Source organism: Leucobacter japonicus, from assembly GCF_001273855.1.
GTDB lineage: Bacteria > Actinomycetota > Actinomycetes > Actinomycetales > Microbacteriaceae > Leucobacter > Leucobacter japonicus.
This window is the reverse complement of sequence record NZ_JHBX01000142.1, coordinates 404,189-425,343: the sequence shown is the minus strand read 5'-3', so window position 1 is coordinate 425,343 and position 21,155 is coordinate 404,189. Positions and strand designations below refer to the sequence as shown.

19 protein-coding genes are annotated in these 21,155 nt (G+C 67.8%); 3 read left to right on the top strand and 16 right to left on the bottom strand.

Annotation, left to right across the window (positions count from 1 at the left end; genetic code table 11):
- Positions 1–66 precede the first annotated feature (66 nt).
- The 10 genes from AMS67_RS16115 to AMS67_RS16070 form a co-directional block, all read right to left on the bottom strand.
- The gene (locus AMS67_RS16115) at positions 67–1,035 is read right to left on the bottom strand and encodes a siderophore-interacting protein (RefSeq protein WP_053388239.1); all 969 of its coding nucleotides are present in this window, start codon (positions 1,033–1,035) and stop codon (positions 67–69) included.
- A complete protein-coding gene (locus tag AMS67_RS16110; protein ID WP_053388238.1) occupies positions 1,032–1,886 on the bottom strand; it encodes an ABC transporter ATP-binding protein in 855 nt (284 codons plus the stop codon). The genes AMS67_RS16115 and AMS67_RS16110 overlap by 4 nt, the downstream gene beginning before the upstream one ends.
- The gene (locus tag AMS67_RS16105; RefSeq protein ID WP_053388237.1) at positions 1,883–2,935 is read right to left on the bottom strand and encodes a FecCD family ABC transporter permease; all 1,053 of its coding nucleotides are present in this window, start codon (positions 2,933–2,935) and stop codon (positions 1,883–1,885) included. The genes AMS67_RS16110 and AMS67_RS16105 overlap by 4 nt, the downstream gene beginning before the upstream one ends.
- Positions 2,932–3,966: a FecCD family ABC transporter permease gene (locus tag AMS67_RS16100; RefSeq protein ID WP_082305569.1), complete on the bottom strand. Its 1,035-nt coding sequence runs from the start codon at positions 3,964–3,966 to the stop codon at positions 2,932–2,934. Before AMS67_RS16100 ends, AMS67_RS16105 begins: the two co-directional genes overlap by 4 nt.
- A complete protein-coding gene (locus AMS67_RS16095; RefSeq protein WP_241488120.1) occupies positions 3,963–5,009 on the bottom strand; it encodes an iron-siderophore ABC transporter substrate-binding protein in 1,047 nt (348 codons plus the stop codon). The genes AMS67_RS16100 and AMS67_RS16095 overlap by 4 nt, the downstream gene beginning before the upstream one ends.
- Positions 5,010–5,112: 103 nt before the next feature.
- Positions 5,113–5,808, bottom strand: coding sequence for a response regulator (locus AMS67_RS16090; protein ID WP_193787092.1), 696 nt, complete (start codon positions 5,806–5,808; stop codon positions 5,113–5,115).
- Complete coding sequence (locus AMS67_RS16085) at positions 5,805–7,199, bottom strand: sensor histidine kinase (protein WP_053388235.1); 1,395 nt, start codon at positions 7,197–7,199, stop codon at positions 5,805–5,807. Before AMS67_RS16085 ends, AMS67_RS16090 begins: the two co-directional genes overlap by 4 nt.
- 40 nt (positions 7,200–7,239) lie before the next feature.
- A complete protein-coding gene (locus AMS67_RS16080; protein ID WP_053388234.1) occupies positions 7,240–8,151 on the bottom strand; it encodes an ABC transporter permease subunit in 912 nt (303 codons plus the stop codon).
- Between the two features lie 64 nt (positions 8,152–8,215).
- On the bottom strand, positions 8,216–9,127 hold the full coding sequence (locus AMS67_RS16075) for an ABC transporter ATP-binding protein (RefSeq protein ID WP_053388233.1): 912 nt from the start codon (positions 9,125–9,127) through the stop codon (positions 8,216–8,218).
- Positions 9,128–9,274: 147 nt separating this feature from the next.
- The gene (locus tag AMS67_RS16070) at positions 9,275–11,467 is read right to left on the bottom strand and encodes an ATP-dependent DNA helicase RecG (RefSeq protein WP_053388232.1); all 2,193 of its coding nucleotides are present in this window, start codon (positions 11,465–11,467) and stop codon (positions 9,275–9,277) included.
- A 43-nt stretch (positions 11,468–11,510) separates the two neighbouring features.
- Between AMS67_RS16070 and rsmD the strand changes: the two genes are divergently transcribed.
- A complete protein-coding gene (gene rsmD / locus AMS67_RS16065) occupies positions 11,511–12,101 on the top strand; it encodes a 16S rRNA (guanine(966)-N(2))-methyltransferase RsmD (RefSeq protein ID WP_053388356.1) in 591 nt (196 codons plus the stop codon).
- Between the two features lie 230 nt (positions 12,102–12,331).
- Here the strand turns inward: rsmD and AMS67_RS16060 are convergent, their stop codons facing one another.
- Both AMS67_RS16060 and gabT read right to left on the bottom strand, forming a co-directional pair.
- Positions 12,332–13,801, bottom strand: coding sequence for an NAD-dependent succinate-semialdehyde dehydrogenase (locus AMS67_RS16060; protein ID WP_053353235.1), 1,470 nt, complete (start codon positions 13,799–13,801; stop codon positions 12,332–12,334).
- 35 nt (positions 13,802–13,836) lie between these two features.
- On the bottom strand, positions 13,837–15,174 hold the full coding sequence (gene gabT / locus AMS67_RS16055) for a 4-aminobutyrate--2-oxoglutarate transaminase (protein ID WP_156316706.1): 1,338 nt from the start codon (positions 15,172–15,174) through the stop codon (positions 13,837–13,839).
- A gap of 163 nt (positions 15,175–15,337) precedes the next feature.
- On the opposite strand from gabT, the gene AMS67_RS16050 reads away from it, so the two are divergent.
- Positions 15,338–16,945: a PucR family transcriptional regulator gene (locus AMS67_RS16050; protein WP_053388355.1), complete on the top strand. Its 1,608-nt coding sequence runs from the start codon at positions 15,338–15,340 to the stop codon at positions 16,943–16,945.
- A gap of 27 nt (positions 16,946–16,972) precedes the next feature.
- On the opposite strand, the gene AMS67_RS16045 is transcribed toward AMS67_RS16050, so the two are convergent.
- From AMS67_RS16045 to thiL, 4 genes are all read right to left on the bottom strand, one after another.
- Positions 16,973–18,151, bottom strand: a complete 1,179-nt coding sequence (locus AMS67_RS16045; protein WP_156316705.1) for a hypothetical protein — start codon at positions 18,149–18,151, stop codon at positions 16,973–16,975.
- Positions 18,099–18,746 (bottom strand): RNA polymerase sigma factor, encoded by a 648-nt coding sequence (locus tag AMS67_RS16040; protein ID WP_075201456.1) that lies wholly within the window; start codon positions 18,744–18,746, stop codon positions 18,099–18,101. Before AMS67_RS16040 ends, AMS67_RS16045 begins: the two co-directional genes overlap by 53 nt.
- Before the next feature lie 74 nt (positions 18,747–18,820).
- On the bottom strand, positions 18,821–19,441 hold the full coding sequence (locus AMS67_RS16035; RefSeq protein WP_053388229.1) for an SIMPL domain-containing protein: 621 nt from the start codon (positions 19,439–19,441) through the stop codon (positions 18,821–18,823).
- Complete coding sequence (gene thiL, locus AMS67_RS16030; protein ID WP_082305567.1) at positions 19,434–20,525, bottom strand: thiamine-phosphate kinase; 1,092 nt, start codon at positions 20,523–20,525, stop codon at positions 19,434–19,436. Before thiL ends, AMS67_RS16035 begins: the two co-directional genes overlap by 8 nt.
- 110 nt (positions 20,526–20,635) lie before the next feature.
- Here thiL and AMS67_RS16025 point away from each other — a divergent pair, with 110 nt between their 5' ends.
- Positions 20,636–21,130, top strand: coding sequence for a DUF3515 family protein (locus AMS67_RS16025; protein ID WP_053388228.1), 495 nt, complete (start codon positions 20,636–20,638; stop codon positions 21,128–21,130).
- The last annotated feature ends 25 nt before the right edge of the window (positions 21,131–21,155 follow it).

Below are 21,155 nucleotides of genomic sequence, written 5' to 3'. Positions count from 1 at the left end.
CTTCAGCCTAGGGGGTGACCTATGCCGCGGACCCTGAGGTCCGCTGTGATCTGCGATCCGGCACGATCAGTTCTCGGCCCGCCCGCGCCGCCAGTACCCCATGAACGCGACCGATTGACGGTCGATGCCGCGTTCTGTAACGAGATGCCGACGAATGAGCTTGATGGCCCCGGCCTCACCCGCCAGCCACGCGTATCCCTCCGAAGATCGCGTGTCGCTCGCGGCCGGCGTTCCGGTCAGCGCGTCGATACCGGGCACTTCCCAGAGAATGTCGCGGTCCACGTCGATCTCCTGCAGCTCGTCTTGCGCAGCCGCCGCCGATCGCTCGACATCGCCGAGCCCACCCGGGAACACGGATTCGAGTCCGCGCACCGCCTCCACCAGGGCCGCACCCGGCGCAGCGGGATCGCGCTGCAGCACGGTGAGCTCGACTCGCCCCGACGCGAGCAGCGCATCGGCGTCGAGGAGTGCGGCGTCTGCGCGATCCGCCACCTCAAGAATGACGTGTGCGCAGGCCGTGGCTTCAAGCGATGCCAGAATCCCGGCGATCGCGGGAAGCGCCGTGTCGTCACCGACGATCAAGAACCGTTCGGCGCGCTGTGGAGGGATCCATCCGACCGCGGTGTTCGGGCCGGCGAACTGCGCATCAGGGCCCAAAATCGTGAGCGCGGCTCCCGGAGTGGCCTGCTCTGCCCACGCCGAGGCCGGGCCGGGGTGGGTGTCGTGCCGCGCGAAATCAACCGTGACCCGCACCTCGCCATCCGTGCGACTCACATCGCGCGGCGTGTACGTGCGCATCGGCGGCCGCTCATCGTCGGCCATCGCCGCCCACGACTGGTACCAGCCGTCGCCGTTCTCCAGCGCGGGAATCCGGCCGTGCTCGTTGGGAAGCAGCAGCTTGATGCGCTGGTCGAGCCCCGCGAAGCCGAATCGTTCGAGCTCGGGGCCGGAGAACACGACGCGCACGAATCCCGGGGCCGGTCGGCTCACCTCTGTCGCGGTGACCTCGAACAGGCGATAGGCGGTGGTGCTCATGCGGTTCCTTCCGGGGCGTCGGTGGGAGCTGCAGGTGCGCCCTGCGGCTCGGGATCGATGGGGTGCGGTGCTCCGACAGGGACGACCATCGGTGTGCCGGCAATGGGGTCGGGCACGATGACCGAAGCGAGCCCGAACACCTCGGCGATGAGCTGCTCATTCACGATCTCATTGGGCGCGCCCTCAGCCAAGATCTCACCGTGTCGCATGGCGATGAGGTGATCCGCGTAGCGCGTCGCGAGGTTGAGCTCGTGCATCACCACCACGATCTGCGTGCCTCGAGTGCGCTGCAGCGTGACCAGCAGTTCAAGCAGTTCGACCTGGTGGGCGAGGTCGAGGTACGTGGTCGGTTCGTCGAGCAGCAGGATGTCTGGCTCCTGCGCCAGGGCCATGGCGACCCACGCACGCTGCCGCTGACCGCCCGAGAGCGCGTCAACGGATCGGTCGGCGAAGGCATCCATGTGGGTGAGGGCAAGCGCTTCGGCCACGACCTCATCATCATGCTGGTTGCGACGACCGAGCCATTCACGGTGCGGCGTACGCCCGCGATCGACCAATTCGGACACCGTGATGCCGTCGGGGGCGATAGGTGCCTGGGGCAGCAGGCCGATGATGCGTGCGACCTGCTTCGTGTGCAGGCGTTGGATCGGCTCGCCATCGAGCAGCACCGCACCGCTGCGGGCCTTCAGCAGGCGTGCGAGTGTGCGCAGCAGTGTCGATTTTCCGCAGCCGTTCGCCCCCACGATCATCGTGATCCCCGACTCGGGAAGCGCAAGGTCGAGGCCCGTAATCACCGGGTCGCCGTCGTAGCCGACGGTGAGGTCTTTCGCGGCGAGCAAGTGGGAGGTCATACTCGGGTCCTTCCCCGCATGAGTAGAACGATGAGGAACGGGGCGCCGATCGCTCCCGTGATCACGCCGATGGGCATGGCAGCCGGGAATGCGTGCTGTGACACGGCGTCGGCGAGCAACACGATGAGGGCACCGACCAGTGCCGATGCGAACGGACGCGACTCGGGGCGACGCACGAGACGCGTGGCGATCGGCCCGGAGAGGAACGCGACGAATGCGATCGGCCCGGAAAGTGAAGTGGCCACCGAGATGAGCAGCACCGCCAGCACGATGAGCAGCAACCGATCCCGCTGCTCGCGGACGCCGAGTGCTCGCGCCGTGTCGACGCTCAGCGCCAGCAGCGGAATGCGCCGCGCCGCGATCAGGGCGATGACGAGCAGTGCGAACAGGATCGGCGCGATCGGCCGCAACTGGTCCCAGAGACTGCGCGAGAGCGAGCCGGTCATCCAGACCACGGCCTCGTGCGCCTGGTTCACGTCGGTTCGGGTCAGCGCATACGCGATTACGGCTTGGAGGCCTGCGGCGACCGCGACCCCGGCGAGCACGAAGCGCATCCCCGAGAGACCACGCTTCGACGCGACCGCCCAGATGAGCAGCGCGGTGGCGAGCGCACCGAAGACTGCGGCGGCCATCACCGTGGTACCCGAGGCGGCGAAGAAGGCGATCGACACGACGGCCGCAGCACTGGCACCCGACGAGATGCCGATCACATCGGGGCTCGCGAGCACGTTGCGCAGCAGGGTCTGGAAGATAATGCCGCCGAGCCCGAACGCTGCCCCCACAAGCACGGCCCCGAGCGCCCGCGGCGCCCGAATCGAACTGACCGAGAATGACACCCCGGGGATGCTTTCGCCACGCAGTGCCGCGATGACCTGGTCGAGCGGCGTGAATTTCGTGCCCCAGACGAGCACGAGAGCGGCGAGCACGATGACGCCGCACGCGAGCACGGCGATCACGACGGCGTCGCGGAGACGCCTGCTGTGGCGATCGGCCCGCAGACGTTCGGGGGTCACGAGCGCGGGTGACCCGACACCAGATATCTGGCTCATACACCCACCATCCGCCCGCGACGCAGCAGCACGATGAAGATCGGCGCCCCGATCGCCGCCGTGACGATACCGACCTCGAGCACGCCCGGGCGGGCGATGACGCGACCTGCAACATCGCAAACGAGCAGGAACGCCGCGCCGACCGCGGCCGAGAGCGGCACGATACGTCGATAGTCGGTGCCCGCGAACGCGCGTACCGCGTGCGGCACCGCGAGACCGACGAACCCGATGGGCCCGGCGAGCGCCGTTGCCGTACCACAGAGCAGCACCACGGCACCCGCGCTGGTCACGCGCAGCAGGCCGACTTGCACGCCGAGCCCGCGCGCGGCGTCGTCGCCCAGCGCGAGCGCGTTGAGTTTGCCCGAGCTGAACACCGCCAGCACGGCCCCGAGCAGAAGAAAACCCGACAGCTGTGCGAGCGTCTCCGGGGTCGCGCCGGTGAGCGAACCGAGCTGCCAGAACCGGTACCGGTCAAGCGTGCTCTGGTCGAAGATGATGATCGCCGCGATACCCGACCCGGCCAGCGCCGTGATCGCGGCACCCGCGAGCGCGAGCGTCACGGGTGTCGCTCCCCCGGGGCTCGCCGCAGCGGCGAGATAGCCGAGCGCCACCGCGACGCCGGCTCCCGCGAACGCAAGCCACACGGTCGCGAATGGTTGCTGCAAACCGAACACCGACATGCCGAGCACCACGAACAGCGCCGCACCGGCGTTCACACCGAGCAGACCCGGATCGGCGAGCGGATTGCGCGCCATGCCTTGCATCAACGACCCGCCCATACCGAGCGCGGCGCCCACGAGCAGCCCCGTGATGGTGGTGGGAACGCGCGACAGCACGGCGGCCTGATCGGTCGACGCCGCATCAGGATGCGTGAATGCCGCCCACGCCGTCACGAGCGAGACGTCGCGCGCACCGATCGTCAGCGACAGCAGCACCGCGGCAATCAGCACGACCACCGCGACAGTCAGCACGAGGCTCAGCGGACGCCGCCGCCGAGTGGCTCGGGCGACCGTCGCAGTGGCAGCGGTCACTTGACCTTGGCTGCGGCGTCGTCGAGGCGCTGCGTGAGATTGTCGATCGCCCACGGGATCGACAGCACCGAGGGCGAGGAGAGCGCCATCAGCACGTCCTCATCGTTGGTGAGGACGACGGTACCGTTCGCGACCGCAGGAATCTTGCTGAGCAGCGGATCCTTCTCGAGCGTCGACAGGTCGCCGCCCTGCACGAACATGATCGCAACATCTGCGTCGAGCTTGTCGGCCTGCTCAGCGCTGATGCTGAACACGAAACCCGATTCGTTCTTCGAGAGCTCTTCCACTCCCGGGGCGATCGTGAGGCCGAGATCCTGCAAGAACTGCACGCGGGTATCTGCCGGCGTGTACACCTGAATCTTTCCGAGATCCGCCGCATCCACCCAGGCGACCATGCCGGTCTTCCCGGCGAGGTCAGGATGCTGTGCGAGCGCGTCAGCAATGGTCTTCTCGGTCTGGCTCACGAGCTCAGTGGCCTGCTGCTCCTTGCCGAGCGCCTTGCCGACGAGCTCGGTGGTGTCGCGCCAGCTCGTGCCGTACGGCTGGCCCGGGTAGGCGACCGTCGGCGCGATCTCGCTGAGGGTGCTGAAATCCTGATCCGAGAGCCCGGAGTTCGCGGCCAGGATCACATCGGGCTCGGTGTCCGCGATCTTCTCGAAGGGAACGCCGTCCATTTCGGAGTACAGCACGGGGGTCTCCGCGTCGGCCTGCGTGAGCGCGTCGCTGATCCACTCGAGCACGCCGTCGCCGTCGGTGTCGCCGTAGCTCTGCTCGGGCATGCCCACCGGAATCGAGCCGAGCGCGATCGCCGCATCCGCACTGCCCCACCCCACGATTGCGGGTCGCTCGGGCTGCGCGTCGATCGTGGTCTCGCCGAGTGCGTGGGTGATGGTCACCGGGAACTCGCCGTTCGAAGCGTTGGAGTCTCCTGCAGTGTCGCCGGAACCGCTCGAGCAAGCGGCGAGAGCGAGCGCCAGCACGCCGGCGCCAGCGGCCCCGGCAATTCGCAGCGCACGACGGTGAGGCATCGTTCGAGTGGTCAACGGATCTCCTTCGTCATCAAACATCAGATCATACGAAGCTTACACTTGCTCCCCTCCCGTGCGGCCTGCACCGTGTCCAGGTTTCAGCCTCGCACGAGCGGCGCTACAGACCGTGTTGCTTTGCAAAAATCACCGCGTGCACGCGGTCGCGCAACTGCAACTTTGCGAGCACCCGCCCCACGTGCGTCTTCACCGTGGACTCCGACAGAAAGAGGTCAGCACTGATCTCGGCGTTGTTCTTTCCCTCAGCGATCAGCCGAAGCACATCGTGTTCCCGCTCCGTCAGGGCGCTGAGCGCCGCCGCGTCCGCCTCGGTTTCCGCGCTGGCTGCGAACCCGAGCGCGGCGCCCGAGCCGGTGCCAGCGCGCAACTGCTCGAGCAGGCGCCGCGTCACGCTTGGAGCCATCGTCGCATCGCCCGCCGCGACACGATGAATGGCGTCCACAAGCTCGGTGGGGCGTGCGTCTTTCAGCAGGAACCCGCTGGCACCCGCCTGAATCGCGCCGGTCGCGTACTCATCCAGATCGAAGGTGGTGAGCACCACGACCCGCGTCTCCGGGAACCGACGCGCAATCTCGGCCGTGGCCTCGATCCCGTTCATTCCCGGCATGCGCACATCCATCAGCACGATGTCGCATCCGCCCGGGCCCAACTCGGCAAGCCGCTCGAGCGCCTCCGCCCCGTCGGAGGCTTCGGCGACAACATCGATGTCTGACTCCGCAAGCAGCACCAGACGGAAGCCGGTGCGGATTAACTCCTGGTCGTCGACCAACATGATTCGGATCGGTGCGGCGCTCACGGCGTCTCTCTTTCTGCAGCTGAAGTGGTGAATACTTGCGTCGCTTCGCGGGCACCGGCATTGACGGGAAGCTCCGCCCACAGGCGCCACCCTCCCCCGTCGGCGGTTCCGACCGGGCCGGATTCGATGTGCCCGCCGAACACGCGCGCCCGCTCGGCGAGGCCCGTCAACCCGCGCCCCGAACCGATCCCCGTCACCGGCGCCGCCGCGCCGACCGCCGGCCCGAAGTCACGCACCTCGACGGTCGTGCGCTCCGCGTCCCGATGCAACTCGACACGCACCCGTGCGCCTGTTCCCGCGTAGCGGAGCACATTCGTGAGCCCCTCTTGCGCAATGCGGTAGATCGCCAGGTCTTGACCGCGATCACCCGCGGCGGCGCCGGAAACGTCGAGCGAAACGTCGAGCCCAGCGTCTCGGAACCCTGCAACGAGTTGCGGCAGATCTTCCACGCCCGGCTGCGGCAGCAGCGCCGCCTGCTCATCAGGAGTGTGGAGCGCCCCGAGCAACCGGCGCATCTCGGCGAGAGCGGTTCGACCGGTCTCGGCGCTGCGACGCATCGCGTCGGTCGCCGCCTCGGGCGCCGTCGCCGCCGCGCGCGAAGCGCCTTCTGACAACGCGATCATCACCGAGACCGAGTGCGCGACGATGTCGTGCATCTCGCGTGCGATGCGCGAACGCTCCTCGGCAACCGCCAGCTGCGCGAGCTGATCGCGCTCCCGTGCCAGCTGATGCGCGCGATCGATCACCGCGGCGATGTAGCGCCGACGATTGCCCAGGTTGATCCCCAGCATGAGCACCGCGAGCATCCACAGCGCGCCCATAATCGTGATCGTCACCAACTCGCCGAAGCTGCGCACCGCGCTCGTCTCCGCGACCAACAGATTCGCGGGGCTCGCGGTGGCGACATCCCCGAAGCCTCTCCAGTACGCGAGCAGACCCTGCAAGATGATGCCCGCCGTCGCGACGGCATACCCCAGCCATGCCGCGGTGACGCTCCGGTACACCGGAACCGCGTACAGCAAGAACATCAGCGCAACGCCATTCGCGAACGACTGAATTCCCTGTTCGCCGAAAGTCACCACGACGATGACGATCAATCCCGCCAACGGGTACTTGCGTCGAAAGAGGAGCGCCGCGGCGATGATCAGGATGCGCGCGGCGGTGATGAGCACCCAGGGCCAGGTCAGCTGGATGGGCGGCCCGGGCCATTCGATCGATCCGGTCGCCTCGTTCCACTGCTGCGTGCTGAGCACATCGAGCAAGATGCCGATGCCGCTGCCGATGAAGTACCAGACGACGATCGTGATATCGACCGCCAGCGGGTGCGCGGCGAACGCCCGCCGGATCACACCCGGCGGGCGCGGCAGTCGCACCTCGGCGTCGCGCGTCATGGTCTCACCCTACTGCCGGGCGACTGCACCACCGCGACGCTCAGCGTGCGTCGCGGCGCTTGAAGAGCACCGCAGCCGGAAGCACGACGACAGCGACCCAGCCAACCATCGCGGCAAGCGCCACCCAGAAGTTCGGGCCAGTGCTGACCTCGACGACTCCCTGGGAGAGCAGCGACCCGAGCTGTGCCGGCAGGTACGGCGTGATGGCGGCAACCCACTCCCAGCCGGTCATCCCGAGCAGCTGGAACGCGATCGGCAGTACGAAGGTCACGCCGGCGACGACCGCGATACCGCCGGCCGTCGACCGCAGCAGCGCAGCGACTCCATAGGCGAAGAGCGAGATCAGCACGAGGTAGGCGATCGTGCCGAGCGCACCCGAGATGACGATGCCGCTCCCGAGTTGAGCCGCGGCGCTCGGGTAGCACAGCACCGCCACCGCGAGGCTGCCGCCGACCAAGACGAGTGCGCCGATCGCTGCAACCGCCGCGAGCACGAGCGCTTTGCCGAAGAACACCGGCGTGCGCTTCGGCACCGCCGTGAGCGTGGAGAGGATCATGCCGCTGGAATACTCGCTCGAGATCGCGAAGACGCCGAGCACCCCGAAGACGAGCGCCAGGAATGGGGTCGCGAACGTGGCGATGATGAGGAGATAGCTCTGCAGGCCCGCGGCATCCGCCGTCAAGAACGACGGCGCGCCGTCAGTCGAGGTGTTGCGGAGTTCGTTGCTGAAGAAGAACGCGATGGCTGCGCTCAAGGCGATCCCGAACAGCACCGTAATGATGAGCGTGATCTTGATGCTCCGCAGCGAGGTGAGTTTGATGCGCTCGGATTTCAGCACGCCGCCAAAACTGACGGGGCGGGCGACGCGGTCGCGGGTGTGACGGGTGCCGTGCTGTGGGGTCTGGTGAGGCGTCGATGCCGAGCCGGCATCGATGACGATGGAGGAGGTCATGAGAGTCTCGATTCTTCGCTGGTGCGGTGAATACGGTCGGTGTGTGGGGTGCGAATCGCCCGCGCTATGCGGTGGCGTACTCGACTTCGCCGCGGGTGAGCTCGAGATACGCATCTTCCAAGCTCGCGGCGACCGGGCTGAGTTCGTGAAGCGCGAGGCCCTGCGAGGCAGCCAGGTCGCCGATCTCTGCGGCGGTGAAACCGCTTGCCGTGAACCCTTCATCGCCGAGCGGTTCGAGTGCTGCGCCGTCGCGGTGCGCTTCCATGAGGAGCGACGCGAGCCGTGCCGCGTGGGGGCTGCGCACCGTGACGCGCGTGGTGCGCCCGCCCGAGACGAATTCAGCGATCGGCGCATCGGCGACCACCCGACCCCGCCCGAGCACGATGACGTGATCGGCGGTCTGCGACATCTCGCTCATCAGGTGGCTCGACAGCAGCACCGTGCGCCCCTCGGAGGCCAGGTGGCGCAGCAGCTGGCGCACCCACAGCACGCCGTCGGGGTCGAGCCCGTTGACGGGTTCGTCAAGGATCAGCACCTGCGGATCGCCGAGCAGCGCCGCCGCGATGCCGAGTCGCTGCCCCATGCCGAGCGAGAAGCCCCCGACGCGGCGATTCGCCACCGCGGCGAGGCCGGTCTGCTCGAGCACGGCGTCGACGCGACGATCCGAGATGCCGTGCGTCGCGGCGAGGGCACGCAGGTGGCTGCGCGCGCTGCGGCCGGGGTGCACGCCCTTCGCGTCGAGCAGTGCACCGACCTCGGCGATGGGCGCCTGCGCGTCGGAGTAGCGTGCGCCGTTGACGGTGACGGTGCCGGCGGTGGGGCGATCCAGCCCGACCATCAGTCGCATGCTCGTCGACTTGCCCGCGCCGTTCGGCCCGAGAAACCCGGTCACCTGGCCCGGCTTGATGTTGAAACTCACGTCGTGCACCGCGGTCTTCGTGCCGTAGTGCTTGGTCAGTCCACGTGCTTCGATCATGGCGTCTCCGTTTCTCCGTGGGCGATGCGGCATGTGCCGCAGTGGGGCGATGGTTCCACGGTAGGCGGGATTCTCAGTCGATGCATCGATCCGCGGTGCGATTGTGGGTGGTACCTGAGTACCGTCGGGTGCGCGGGATCGCCGAGCCTACGATTTCGCGAGGTTGTCGAGCACGCCGGCCTCGTGATCTCGAGCGATGAGTGCGGCAAGTCCGGGAGCACTCGTCAGCTCGGGGTCTGTCGCGAGCAACGCTGCAGCGATCTCGCGGGCGTGCGCGATCAGTGGGCCGTGCTCGGCGACGCGGAGCAGACGCAGCGTCGAACGCCCACCCGATTGCGCGGTGCCCAGAATGTCGCCCTCACGACGGAGTTCGAGGTCGACCTCGGCGAGGGCGAAGCCGTCGGTCGTCGCCGCAACGGCGTCAATGCGCTCACGCGCGACGGTGCCGGTTTCGGCACGCGTCATCAGCAGACACAGACCGGCGTGCTCCCCGCGGCCGACGCGACCGCGCAACTGATGCAACTGCGAAATGCCGAATCGATCGGCGTCGCGCACGATCATGATGGAGGCGTTCGGCACATTCACGCCCACCTCGATGACGGTGGTCGCGACCAGCACCCCGACCTCGCCCGCGGCAAAGGCGCGCATGACCCGGTCTTTCTCGTCGGAGGACATGCCCCCGTGGAGACCTTCGACCCCCGCACGCGCGAAAGCCGGCTGCGCACGCAACTCTTCGACGGTTTCAGCAACGCTCGCGAGACGCGGCGCACCGCCTGGGACGTCTCCGTCGATGTCAGCCGCGTCATCGAGGCCGTCTTCCACCTCACCCGGAGCGATCGCGGGGCAGACGACGTAAATCTGACGCCCTGCGGCCAGATCTTCAGCCGAGCGCGCCCAGACGCGCGCGGCACGTGCCGGCATCTCGATTTCGGGGACGGTGAACGTTTCGATACCTTGGCGGCCCGGAGGCAGCTCGCGAATCGTCGTCACCTCGAGATCGCCGAACGCGGTCAGCGCGACCGTTCGCGGGATCGGCGTCGCGGTCATCGCGAGCACATGCGGTTGCGCGCCTTTCTGCCGCAGGGCTTCGCGCTGATCGACGCCGAATCGGTGCTGCTCGTCGACAATGATGAAACCGAGGTCCAGGAACGTCACGCCCTCGCTCAGCAATGCATGCGTTCCAATCGCGATGCGCGACGCACCGGAGACCAGCGCGAGGAGTACGCGCTTGCGCTCGGCGACCGGCATGCGACCGGTGAGCAGTACCGGCTGCAGTTCAGCGGTCAGCACGGGGCCGAGGGCGTCCACGACCGAGCGGTAGTGCTGTGCGGCGAGCACCTCGGTCGGCGCGAGCAATGCGCTCTGGCCATCGCTCTCGGCGACCTGCAGCATGGCGCGAAGCGCGACGAGGGTCTTGCCCGAGCCGACCTCGCCCTGCAGGAGGCGATGCATCGGGTGCCCCTCGGCGAGCTCGGCGCTGATGGTTGCGCCGGCGCGCTGCTGATCGCCGGTGAGCTGGAACGGCAGCGCCGCGTCGAAGCGCTCGAGTGGCCCGCCCGCCCCGCCCGCGGGCCTGGGCGTACTCGACTGCAGCCCCGCACGGCGGCGGCGGTCGAGCAGCGCGAGCTGCAATTCGAATGCCTCGCGGAATCGGAAGCTGTCGCGTGCACCGCGCCAGTCGGCATCGTGCTGCGGGCGATGGATGCGTTCGAATGCGAGCCCGAGTGAGACGATGCCCTCGTCGGCTCGAATGTGCTCAGGAACCGGATCGTCGAGGTCGCCGAGCGCGTCGAGCGCCAATTCAACGGCGCGCTGCAGCGTCCAGGTCGGCATCTGCGCGGTCGCGGGGTAGATCGGCACCGGAGTCTCTGACCACGCTTTCGCTGCCGCCTCGTCGAGCTGGTCGGCACCGGGAACGTCATCGCGGTTCTCGAACAGCTCATACACCGGGTGCTGCAACTGCAGGCTGCCGCGATACTCGCTCACCTTGCCCGCGAAGAGCCCGCGCTTGCCGGGAAGCAGTTCACGCGCGCGCCAATCCTGGTTGAAGAAGGTCAGCGTGAGGTGGCCGGTGCCATCGGTGACGCGCACCTGCAGCAACTTGCCATTGCGCCGCTGCATCTGCCGCTGCTGCACGTCGAGCACCTGCGCCACCACGGCGATCTGCTCGCCGAGCGGCAGACCATTCAACGGCGTCAGCTCACCGCGCCGCGAGTATCGACGGGGGAAGTGCATCAGCAGATCGCCGACCGTCTGCATGCCGAACGCCTGCGCGAGCGGCTTCGCGGTGCGGTCGCCGACGACACCCGGGAGGGGCGTGTCGAGGGTGGCGCGGGTCATGTCTCCAGCGTATCGGGGACCACCGACACGCTACGCTCGTGTGGTGACGAGAATCATCGCCGGAGTCGCCGGGTCCCTGCGGCTCGAGGTTCCCAAGGCCGGCACCCGACCGACGAGTGATCGCGTCCGCGAGGCGATCTTCTCCACGCTGGGCTCCTGGGATCTCGTCGAGGGGACGCGCGTGCTCGACCTGTACGCAGGATCCGGAGCCTTGGCGCTCGAAGCGGCGAGCCGCGGCGCCGCAGACGTCACGCTCGTCGAGAAGCATCCGCAGGCCGCCGAGGTGGCGAAGCGCAACGGCCGCATCGTCGCCAACGCCTTCGAACGCGCATCTGAGTCGACTCCGCGCATCGAGGTCGTTCGCCAGGCGGTCCAAGCTTTCGTCGCGGCAGCGGCAGAGCGCGATCCTTCACCGCAGTGGGACGTCGTACTCCTCGACCCTCCGTACGACCTGTCTGAGCAGGAGATCGCCGAGAACTTGGGGGCGCTCGTTCCGCTCCTCGCTCCGGGCGGCGCGGTGCTCGTCGAACGCAGCACGCGCTCCCCCGAGCCGGCATGGCCTGCTGGCATCGAGTTGATTCGTGAGAAGCGTTACGGCGAGACCGCGCTGTGGTGGGCAGAACTCGCTGCATAGCGAAGCAACGCTTCGCGCGAGTTCTGCCGCCGACAGGCGGTCTGCTTGATGGCAACGCGTGGCGTTGCGCAGATTCTGCCGCCGAAAGGCGGTCGCTGCATAGCGAAGCAACGCTTCGCGCGAATTCTGCCGCCGACAGGCGGTCTGCTTGACGGCAACGCATCGTCCGCCCGCACACGCACAATGGGCCCGAGATCTTGCGATCCCGGGCCCATTGCACTCACCAGCGCTTAGGAGCGCGGCAGCAGGGTGTACTTCGACGAGAGGAACTCGTGGATGCCCTCAAAGCCGCCTTCGCGGCCAATGCCCGACTGCTTCACGCCACCGAACGGTGCCGCAGCGTTCGACACGAGGCCGGTGTTCAGACCCATCATGCCGGTCTCGAGCTTCTCGATCATGCGGTGTCCGCGACCGATGTTTTCGGTGAACACGTAGCTCACGAGACCGTACTCGGTGTTGTTGGCGATCTCGACCGCTTCCTCCTCGGTGGAGAAACGGATGATGCCGAGCACCGGCCCGAAGATCTCCTCGCGCATGATCGCAGCCTGGGGGCTGATGTGATCGATCACGGTCGGCTGGAAGAAGAACCCGGGGCCGTCGACGGTCTCGCCACCGGTCACGATGGTGCCACCGGTCTCGACGGCATCCGCGACGAGACGAGCCGTGTTGGTCACGGCCTTCTCCTCGACGAGCGCACCAATGTCGTTGCCCTCGTCGGCGCCACGACCGATCGACATCGCCGCAACCTTCTCGCCCACGCGACGAGCGAACTCGTCGGCAACCGACTCGTGCACGATGATGCGGTTGGCCGCGGTGCAGGCCTGGCCGATGTTGCGGAACTTCGCAAGCATCGCACCCTCAACAGCCTTATCCAGATCGGCGTCCTCGAAGACGACGAACGGCGCGTTGCCGCCGAGTTCCATCGAGGTGCGCAGCACGTTCTCGGCAGCGGCCTGCAGCAGCTTCACACCCACCGGCGTCGAACCGGTGAACGAAAGCTTGCGCAGACGCGGGTCCGAGAGCAGCGCGCTCGACTGAGCGCTCGACTTCGACGTCGCGACGACGTTGACCACGCCTGCCGGCAGGCCGGCCTCTTCGAGCAGCTGCGCGAAGAAGACCGTGGTCAGCGGGGTGAGCGCGGCGGGCTTGATGACGACCGTGCAGCCGGCAGCAAGTGCCGGTGCGATCTTGCGCGTCGCCATCGCGAGGGGGAAGTTCCACGGTGTGATGAAGTAGCAGGGACCCACGGGCATCTGCGAAACGATCATCGTGCCGGTGCCCTCGGGGTTCTGGCGGTAGTCGCCGGGAACGCGCACGGCTTCTTCCGAGAACCAGCGGAGGAACTCGCCACCGTAGTTCACTTCACCGCGAGCCTCGGCGATGGGCTTACCCATTTCCATGCTCATCAGCAGTGCGAACTCTTCCTTGCGCTCCATGAGCAGGTCGAAGGTGCGGCGCAGGATGTTGGAGCGTTCGCGGCTCGACGTCGCGGCCCACTTTTCCTGCGCTTCAACTGCGGCGTCGAGTGCGCGCACAGCGTCTTCGACGGTTGCGTCGGCGATCTGCTTGATGACCTCGCCGGTGGCGGGGTCATGCACGTCGATCGTCGCACCCGACGACGACGGCTCCCAGGTGCCGCCGATGCCGAGACCGGACTGGACGCGGTCGAGCAGCTCCTGCTCGTTGGGCTTCAAAGCCATGTTCGATGTCCTTTCAGAGAGTCGGGATCGTCGGATCAGTTGGCAGCGAGCGCGTCGGCGACGACCTGCAGGCCCTCGCGGAGCAGCTCGTCGGAGATCGACAGCGGGGGCAGGAAGCGGATCACGTTGCCGTAGGTACCGCAGGTGAGCACCACGACGCCCTGCTCGCCGGCTGCCTTCGCGATCGCACCGGTCAGCGCTGCCGCGGGCTTCTGCGAACCCGACTCGACGAGCTCGACAGCCTTCATCGCGCCGCGGCCGCGGATGTCACCGATACGATCGTCCGACTTCTGCAGCTCGCTGAAGAACTCGTCGATGATCGCGCTGATCTCGCGGGCGCGCTCGGTGAGGTTCTCACGCTCGTAGGTATCGATGGTCGCGAGGGCCGCAGCACAGGCGATGGGGCTGCCGGCGTAGGTGCCGCCGAGGCCGCCCGCGTGTGCCGAGTCCATGATGTCGGCGCGGCCGGTCACTGCCGAGAGCGGCAGGCCGCCCGCAATGCCCTTTGCGGTGGTGACGAGGTCAGGGACGACGCCCTCGTGGTTCGCGGCGAACAGATCGCCGGTGCGTGCGAAGCCGGTCTGCACCTCATCGAGGATGAAGACGACGTTGTTCGCGGTCGCCCACTCCTGCAGCGCAGGCAAGAAGCCTTCGGCGGGGGCGATGAAGCCGCCCTCACCCTGGATGGGCTCGATGATGATCGCCGCGAGGTTGCCCGCACCGACTTGCTTCTCGATCTGCGTCAGCGCGACCGCTGCGGCGTCGACGCCCGAGAGGCCGTCGCGGAAGGGGTACGAGGTGGGGACGCGGTAGACCTCGGGAGCGAAGGGGCCGAAGCCGTCCTTGTAGGGGATGTTCTTCGCGGTCATGCCCATGGTGAGGTTCGTGCGGCCGTGGTACGCGTGATCGAAGACCACGACGGCGTTCTTCTTGGTGAAGTGACGAGCGATCTTGATCGCGTTCTCGACGGCCTCGGCACCCGAGTTGAACAGCGCCGAGCGCTTCTCGTGGTCACCGGGGGTGAGCTCGTTGAGCTTCTCGGCGACGGCGACATAGCCCTCGTAGGGGGTGACGGTGAAGCAGGTGTGGGTGAACTGCTGCACCTGGTTCGTCACGGCTTCGACGACCGCGGGTGCCGAGTTGCCGACACCGGTCACGGCGATGCCGGAGCCGAGGTCAATGAGCGAGTTGCCGTCGACGTCGACCATGACGCCGCCACCTGCGGCGACGATGGAGACGGGAAGCGCGACGCCGACGCCGGCAGCGACTGCGGCGTTCTTGCGCGCGAGCAGCTCCTGCGACTTGGGGCCGGGGATGCTGGTGACGAGCTTGCGCTCCTGCGGAAGCGAGGGGCCGCCGGTGACTTCAGCCATGACTGATTCTCCTTGTGAGTTTCGGAACGTGCCCGCGACCTGAATCACGGGTTCGTTGTGATGCGGGTTCAGCCTAACCCCTGTGCCATGTTTCGTAATCTGCCAGAATGGTGACGTTGGGTGCCATGTTTCACCAACATGGCAGACCTAGTGAAGGGGCATGATGAGCGACGGAACACCACACGATTCGCTGGCGTCACCGACGGGGATTCCGACCACGACTCCCCCGCCGCACGCCCCCACGATTCAACTCGGCGAGCTGCTGCATCAGTACCAACTCGAGCTCTCACTGATCGCCGGCTCAAGCCGCGAGGCAGCATCGCGCCCCGTGCAGTGGGTGCATGTCAGCGAGCTCGAAGACCCCGCGCCATTCTTGACGCCGCGCACCGTCTTGCTGACGACCGGCGCCCGCTTCAGCGCGCTCGACGACGCTCGCGACGCCCAGGGGTACGTGCAACGCCTCATCGACGCCGGTGTCACGGCGCTCGGCGTCGCCGTCGGGCTGCACTGGGAGCGCGTTCCCGCGTCGATCGTCTCGGCATGCGATCGTCTCGACCTCCCCCTGTTCCGCGTGCCCTACGACACAGCGTTCATCGAGATCGTGCAGACTGCCGCGCGGCTCCTCGATGCGCAGACCCGGGATCGCGACATTTGGTCGCTCGAGTCGCAGCGGGCCGTCGCGAATGCGTCCCTGCACCGTGACGGGCTCGGGGCCGCCATTCGCGAGGCCTCGGGCCGTCTCGGTCGCTGGGTGTGCCTCACCGACCGGTTCGGGCGCATTGTCGAGTTCGCTCCGCAGGCCCAGCGATCCACGTTCCCCGCAGACGGAGTGCGTCGCGAGTCTCGACGCCTCATCGAGCGCGGGGTGAGCGCCGGCCGCATTGAGAACGAAGACGGCACAGGTATGCAGTTGCAGGCGCTCGGCCGCCAGGGTCACGTGCTCGGCGTGCTCGCGATTGAGGAGCGCGGCATCGCTGACACCGCGGAGCGTGCTCTGCACGGGCTGGTCGCGGCCCTCGCAACGGTGCAGCTGGAGCACCGCAGCGGCATCCGATCAGCGCAGACCGCGCTTCGCGACGCCATCCTGGAGCTCCTGCTCGCCGGCCAGATCGAGCTCGCCGAGCGTCTGTCGCGCGGCACGCTCTCGCGGTTTCCGCAGGGGCCAGTCGTGGCGGTGCGCTACGCGGTTCCGGATCACCTCGACCCCACCTTCGCCGAAGATCTGCAGTCGCTCGACGCCGGCAGCCCCGGCCTCTTCACCGCCACACTCAACGGCGCACCGCTCATGGTGGCCGAGGTGCGCCACCTTCCGGCGATCCGGCGTCTGTTCGCTTCCCACCAGCTCGCTGCTGGCATCTCCGATCGCGGTCCGCTCACCCGCTTGCACGAAGCCGCGGCCGAAGCCGACCTCGCGCTCGATCGAGCCATCGCGACCGACGCCGGCGGATCGGTCGACTATCTCCCAGCGCTGCATCAGGGAGTGCTGCATCTGCTCGACGCCCAACCCGAGGCACGGCGACGCGCTCAGCTACTGCTCGCGCCGGTACGACACCACGACGAGCGCCACGACGACCGCATTGAGGAAGCGCTCACCATATGGCTTGCGCACCACGGGCAGACCAGCGCGGCCGCCACCGAACTGGGGCTGCACCGGCACACGCTCAAAGCCCGAGTACAGACCGCGGCCCAGCTGTTGCAAAGCGATCTCGACTCCCCCGACACCCGCGCCGAGCTGTGGGCGGCGCTCCGGCTCACGGGGCGTGCCGAGTAACTCCCGGCACGCCCGCACGGAAACCCACTAGTCCCAGTTCTCGGTGTCCGGAATCCCCTCCACGACCGTCGTGCTGATCTCACTCGCGCCGATCACGTCGCCCGGCACAAAACCCGGGTACTCGCGAGAGACGCGTTCGAGTACGTCGCGCGTCCCGATCAGCCGCCCGGTCGCATCATCGAAGATCAGTTGGGTGACCACGTCGGGCAGAACTCGAATCGACACGCTGGTGCCCGCGCCAATCGAGATCGTGGAATCCGCGGGAGAGTTCCACTCCTGAGTCGCGTCGTAGCCCGCGAAGTACGTGACCTCGAGTTCTGAATCCGTGGCGAGCAGGCGATAGGCCGCAGCGCGAAGTTCGCCGGGAAGGCTCTGGTCTGCCACGATCGACCATGCACCGTAAGCAATGGCGCGCTGCTCGGAGGAGATGGGCGAGTCACCGTTTTCGCGCTGGCGCGCCTCCCCGAGAACGTACGCGCGCAATCCGTCGACGTCGGTCGGGGCCTGCGACCGACCCGCCTCGACTCCACGCGGCCAGGTATCGTCGTTCTCTGCCCCCGGCGCAGGTTCGGCCGACGGGCCGGTCACCGCGTCATCGACGACCGCGAACTCTTCGCGCACCTGGCGCTCGAGGTCGCCGCCTAAGGGGTACACCAGCTGTCGACCGTAGTCTGCGGACTGGCGCACGGTGTAAGGCGCGTCATGATCAGCGGGGAGATACGTCGCCACCTCCATCTGAGACTTCACCAGCGCCGCCGGCTCCCCCTCGTTCACATAGTCATTCACGTTCCACGACGACCCGATTCCCTCGGAGCGAGAGGCGACACGCAAGTACTGGCCCGGAGCCAGCTCGGCGTCCGCGGCGAGTGCCTGATCCGCTGCGCGCCCCAGAAGCTCGGCAGCCTGCGCCGACGTGTCGGCCGGAGCGATCGGACCGAATACGGGCGCTGGCGTTGCCACGAGTGTGACGCCGGCAATAGCTCCGGCCGCGATCACCCCGATACCGGCCCAAGTCGTCCGCTTGCGGCGGGCCCGCGCGCGGACGCGCGTCGACGACTCGACGTCACCCGAGAGGCTCCGAGCGAGATCGCGCTCGAAGCGCGCGAAGCCGCGCACCAGATCGTCGTCGCCGGGTTCGACGCCGCCGACGCGTTCACGCGCTCGGCGCACGGACGACAGTTCGTCGTGCTGCATTGCGTTGTTCATCAGTGTTCTCCACTTCACGGGCCGCGCCCGCTGCAAGTTGTGTGCGAAGGATGCGCCGGACACGATGCAGTCGAGACCGCACGGTGCCCTCCGGAATGCCGAGCGCGGTTGCGATGCCCGCGGAGTCGAGCTCCGACCAGGCCGAAAGCATCAAAACGTCGCGGTCACGCTTCGGCAACCGCGCGACGGTAGCCGCGATTGATCGAACGGCGGTATCCGCGTCGAGGCGCGAGTCGATCCCCTCACTGGGGTCATGGCCCGAGTGCACGGTACCGTCACCGCCGATGCCGCCCACTGCGGAGACGAGACGCCACAGATCGGCCTCCTGCCGGCGGCGCCGACGAATCAGGCGCGTGGCGATCCCGAGTACCCAGGGCAGGGCTCCGGGAACCGCGACGTCGTAGGTGTCGCGTCGTTCGAACGCCACCAGGAACGTCTCCGCCACGATGTCGTCAGCGGCCTCACGGCCGAGTCGCGAGATGGCATATCGAAACACCGCAGGGGCATGTCGCCGGTACAGCTCGGTGAAGGCCTCGGGCTGCTCACGCGCGCTGGCGATGATCTCGGCATCGCTCTGCACGTAACTGGATCTCATACCGAGTATTGCCACCCCGGCGCCTGAGCGTTCACGATTCGTCTCAGATCATTGAAACCGGTGCAGGATCAGCCCTACGCGGTCTGCGCGCGCACGTCGATGCGCACGCTCACCTGAATGTCTCGGGCGGTGACCTCGGGCGCAAAATCTTTCGCCGCGGCCATACGCATGACAGGCGGGCCGGGGAACCCCGTATCGCTCGCGTCTTCGACTGAAGTGATCTCGACCCCAGGTGCGCCGAGCGCCGCCGCGTAGTCTCCTGCCGCCGCACGAGCGTCAGCGACCGCCTCGGCTCGAAGCTCGCTGATCACGGCTGCGCGATGCGCAGTGCTGAGTTCCCAACTCGCGTCGGCATCGGCGCCGTCCTCGATGAGGCCCGCGATGAGTTCGCCGGCGCGCTGGGGATCGTGCAGCGTCACCGACACCGACACCGCGGCGCTGTGCTCGACGACGCGCACACCGCCCTCGCCCGACCACGAGCTGCTCGAGGTGCTGATCGGGTCCGCAATATAGGCGTCGGCCCCGCCCGCGGCGGCAACAGCGCGGAGACGATCGAGCACGCGATCCTGCAGCGCGCTGGCACTGGCGACCACGTTCTCGCGCGATGCATCCGCGAATCGCGCGGATGCTCGCACGGTTGCCTGGTCCGCGGGAAGCGATCGCGTCGCTGCGCCGGTCACTCGAATCTCAGTCATGGCTACTCCGATCGTCGGTCGAATCTCTATGCCCCTGCCTTGAGCGTGCACGTTCTGGCACCACAGTAGAGGCTGTCGGCGCATCGGCGCCAGGAAGTCGCACGGTGTACGGATCCCACCCCTGCGCAGTAAGCGCTTCACCGTCGAGCCGAAGGCTGGCGCTCGCATCAGATGGCACGACGACGCCGATCCGGTGGAACCCGCTCGGAAGCGCAATCGACGCAGGGAATGTCGCCAGAAGACCGTGGTCTTCGCCGCCGGTGAGCATCGCGGTCAGCGGCACCGGCACCCCCTGCTGCTCGCCGAACGACGCCAGCAGGTGCTCCTCTGAGAGATCGACGCCGACGCCGCTCGCACGCGCAAGGCGCTCCGCGTCGATCGACAGCGAATCTGACACATCCATCATCGCGGTCGCCCCGAACTGCGAGGCAACGACCCCGAGTGGAATCGGCGGCGTGGGCGCGAGCTGAGCCGCGAGCACTTCGGGGTGCGTCGCCCAGAGCTGGGGCAATGCACGATCGTGCGCGTTGCCCTCGCTGTCGGCTGCCTCCGCGAAGAGCAACGACAGGCCGAGACCCGCAAGACCGAGCTCCCCCGCGTACGCGACGACATCACCCGGGCACGCGCCGCCGCGCAGCACCGGAGCCCGTCCGTCGAGGTCACCGATCGCGGTCACCGCTGCCGTCACGACGGGGGCGCGCCCAAGATCACCGCCGACCACCCCGCACCCCGGCGCGAGCACGCGGCACGCAGCTTCGAGCCCCTCCGCGATGCGCTCGAGCAGCACGACCGGGGTGTCGTGCGGCACGGCGAGCGCCACCGTGAGCGCCGTCGGCCGCGCGCCCATCGCCGCGACATCAGACAGATTGGTCGCCGCCAGCTTCCAGCCGAGTTCGAACCCGTCGTGCCAAGCAAGACGGAAATCGGGGCCCTCGATCATGGTGTCGGTCGTCACCACGATGTCGCCGGAATGCCCCACCACCGCGCAATCGTCGCCGGGGCCGACCGACGCCGCCTCGGCTCCCGTGAAGCGAGCGAGCACACGCGCGAGCACGCCGCGCTCTCCCAACGCTCCCACGGTCATTTCGGATTCTTCGACAGGCGTCACGACTCCACGCTACCGGGCGACCGCCCCGAGTGCCCGAGACGGCGCCGTGCGGCGATCCACCAGATGCCGACGAGTAGGCTGGCCGGGTGAAGTCTCGTGCCCTGAAGATCGCCGCATCGACCGCCGCACTGCTGGGCGCAGCCTCCATGCTCACCGCATGCGCACCGACGGTGCCCATGACCGCAGCCGAAGATGCCAACAATCCGGCGTGCGCGAACGTCATCGTGCGTCTGCCCGACACGGTCGCGGGGCAGGATCGCCGCACCACCAACGCTCAGTCGACCGGGGCATGGGGCGACAGCGCGGTCCAGCTCATCTGCGGCACCGAACCGAGCGGGCCAACCACCGACGCCTGTGTCGACGTGAACGGCGTCGATTGGGTGATCGACGACTCCGCCGCCCCCATCTACAAGTTCGAGCCCTACGGGCGCACCCCTGGCATCGTGGTGTACGTCGACTCCGAGCAGGTCAGCGGCACCGAGACGACCGTCGACCTCAACAACGTCGTGCAGCAGTTGCCGCAGGAGCGCAAGTGCACGGCCCTCAGCGACACGTTCGACATTCCCGGCGCGAAGCAGTAGTTATCGCGCCGGGAGTTGACCCGAT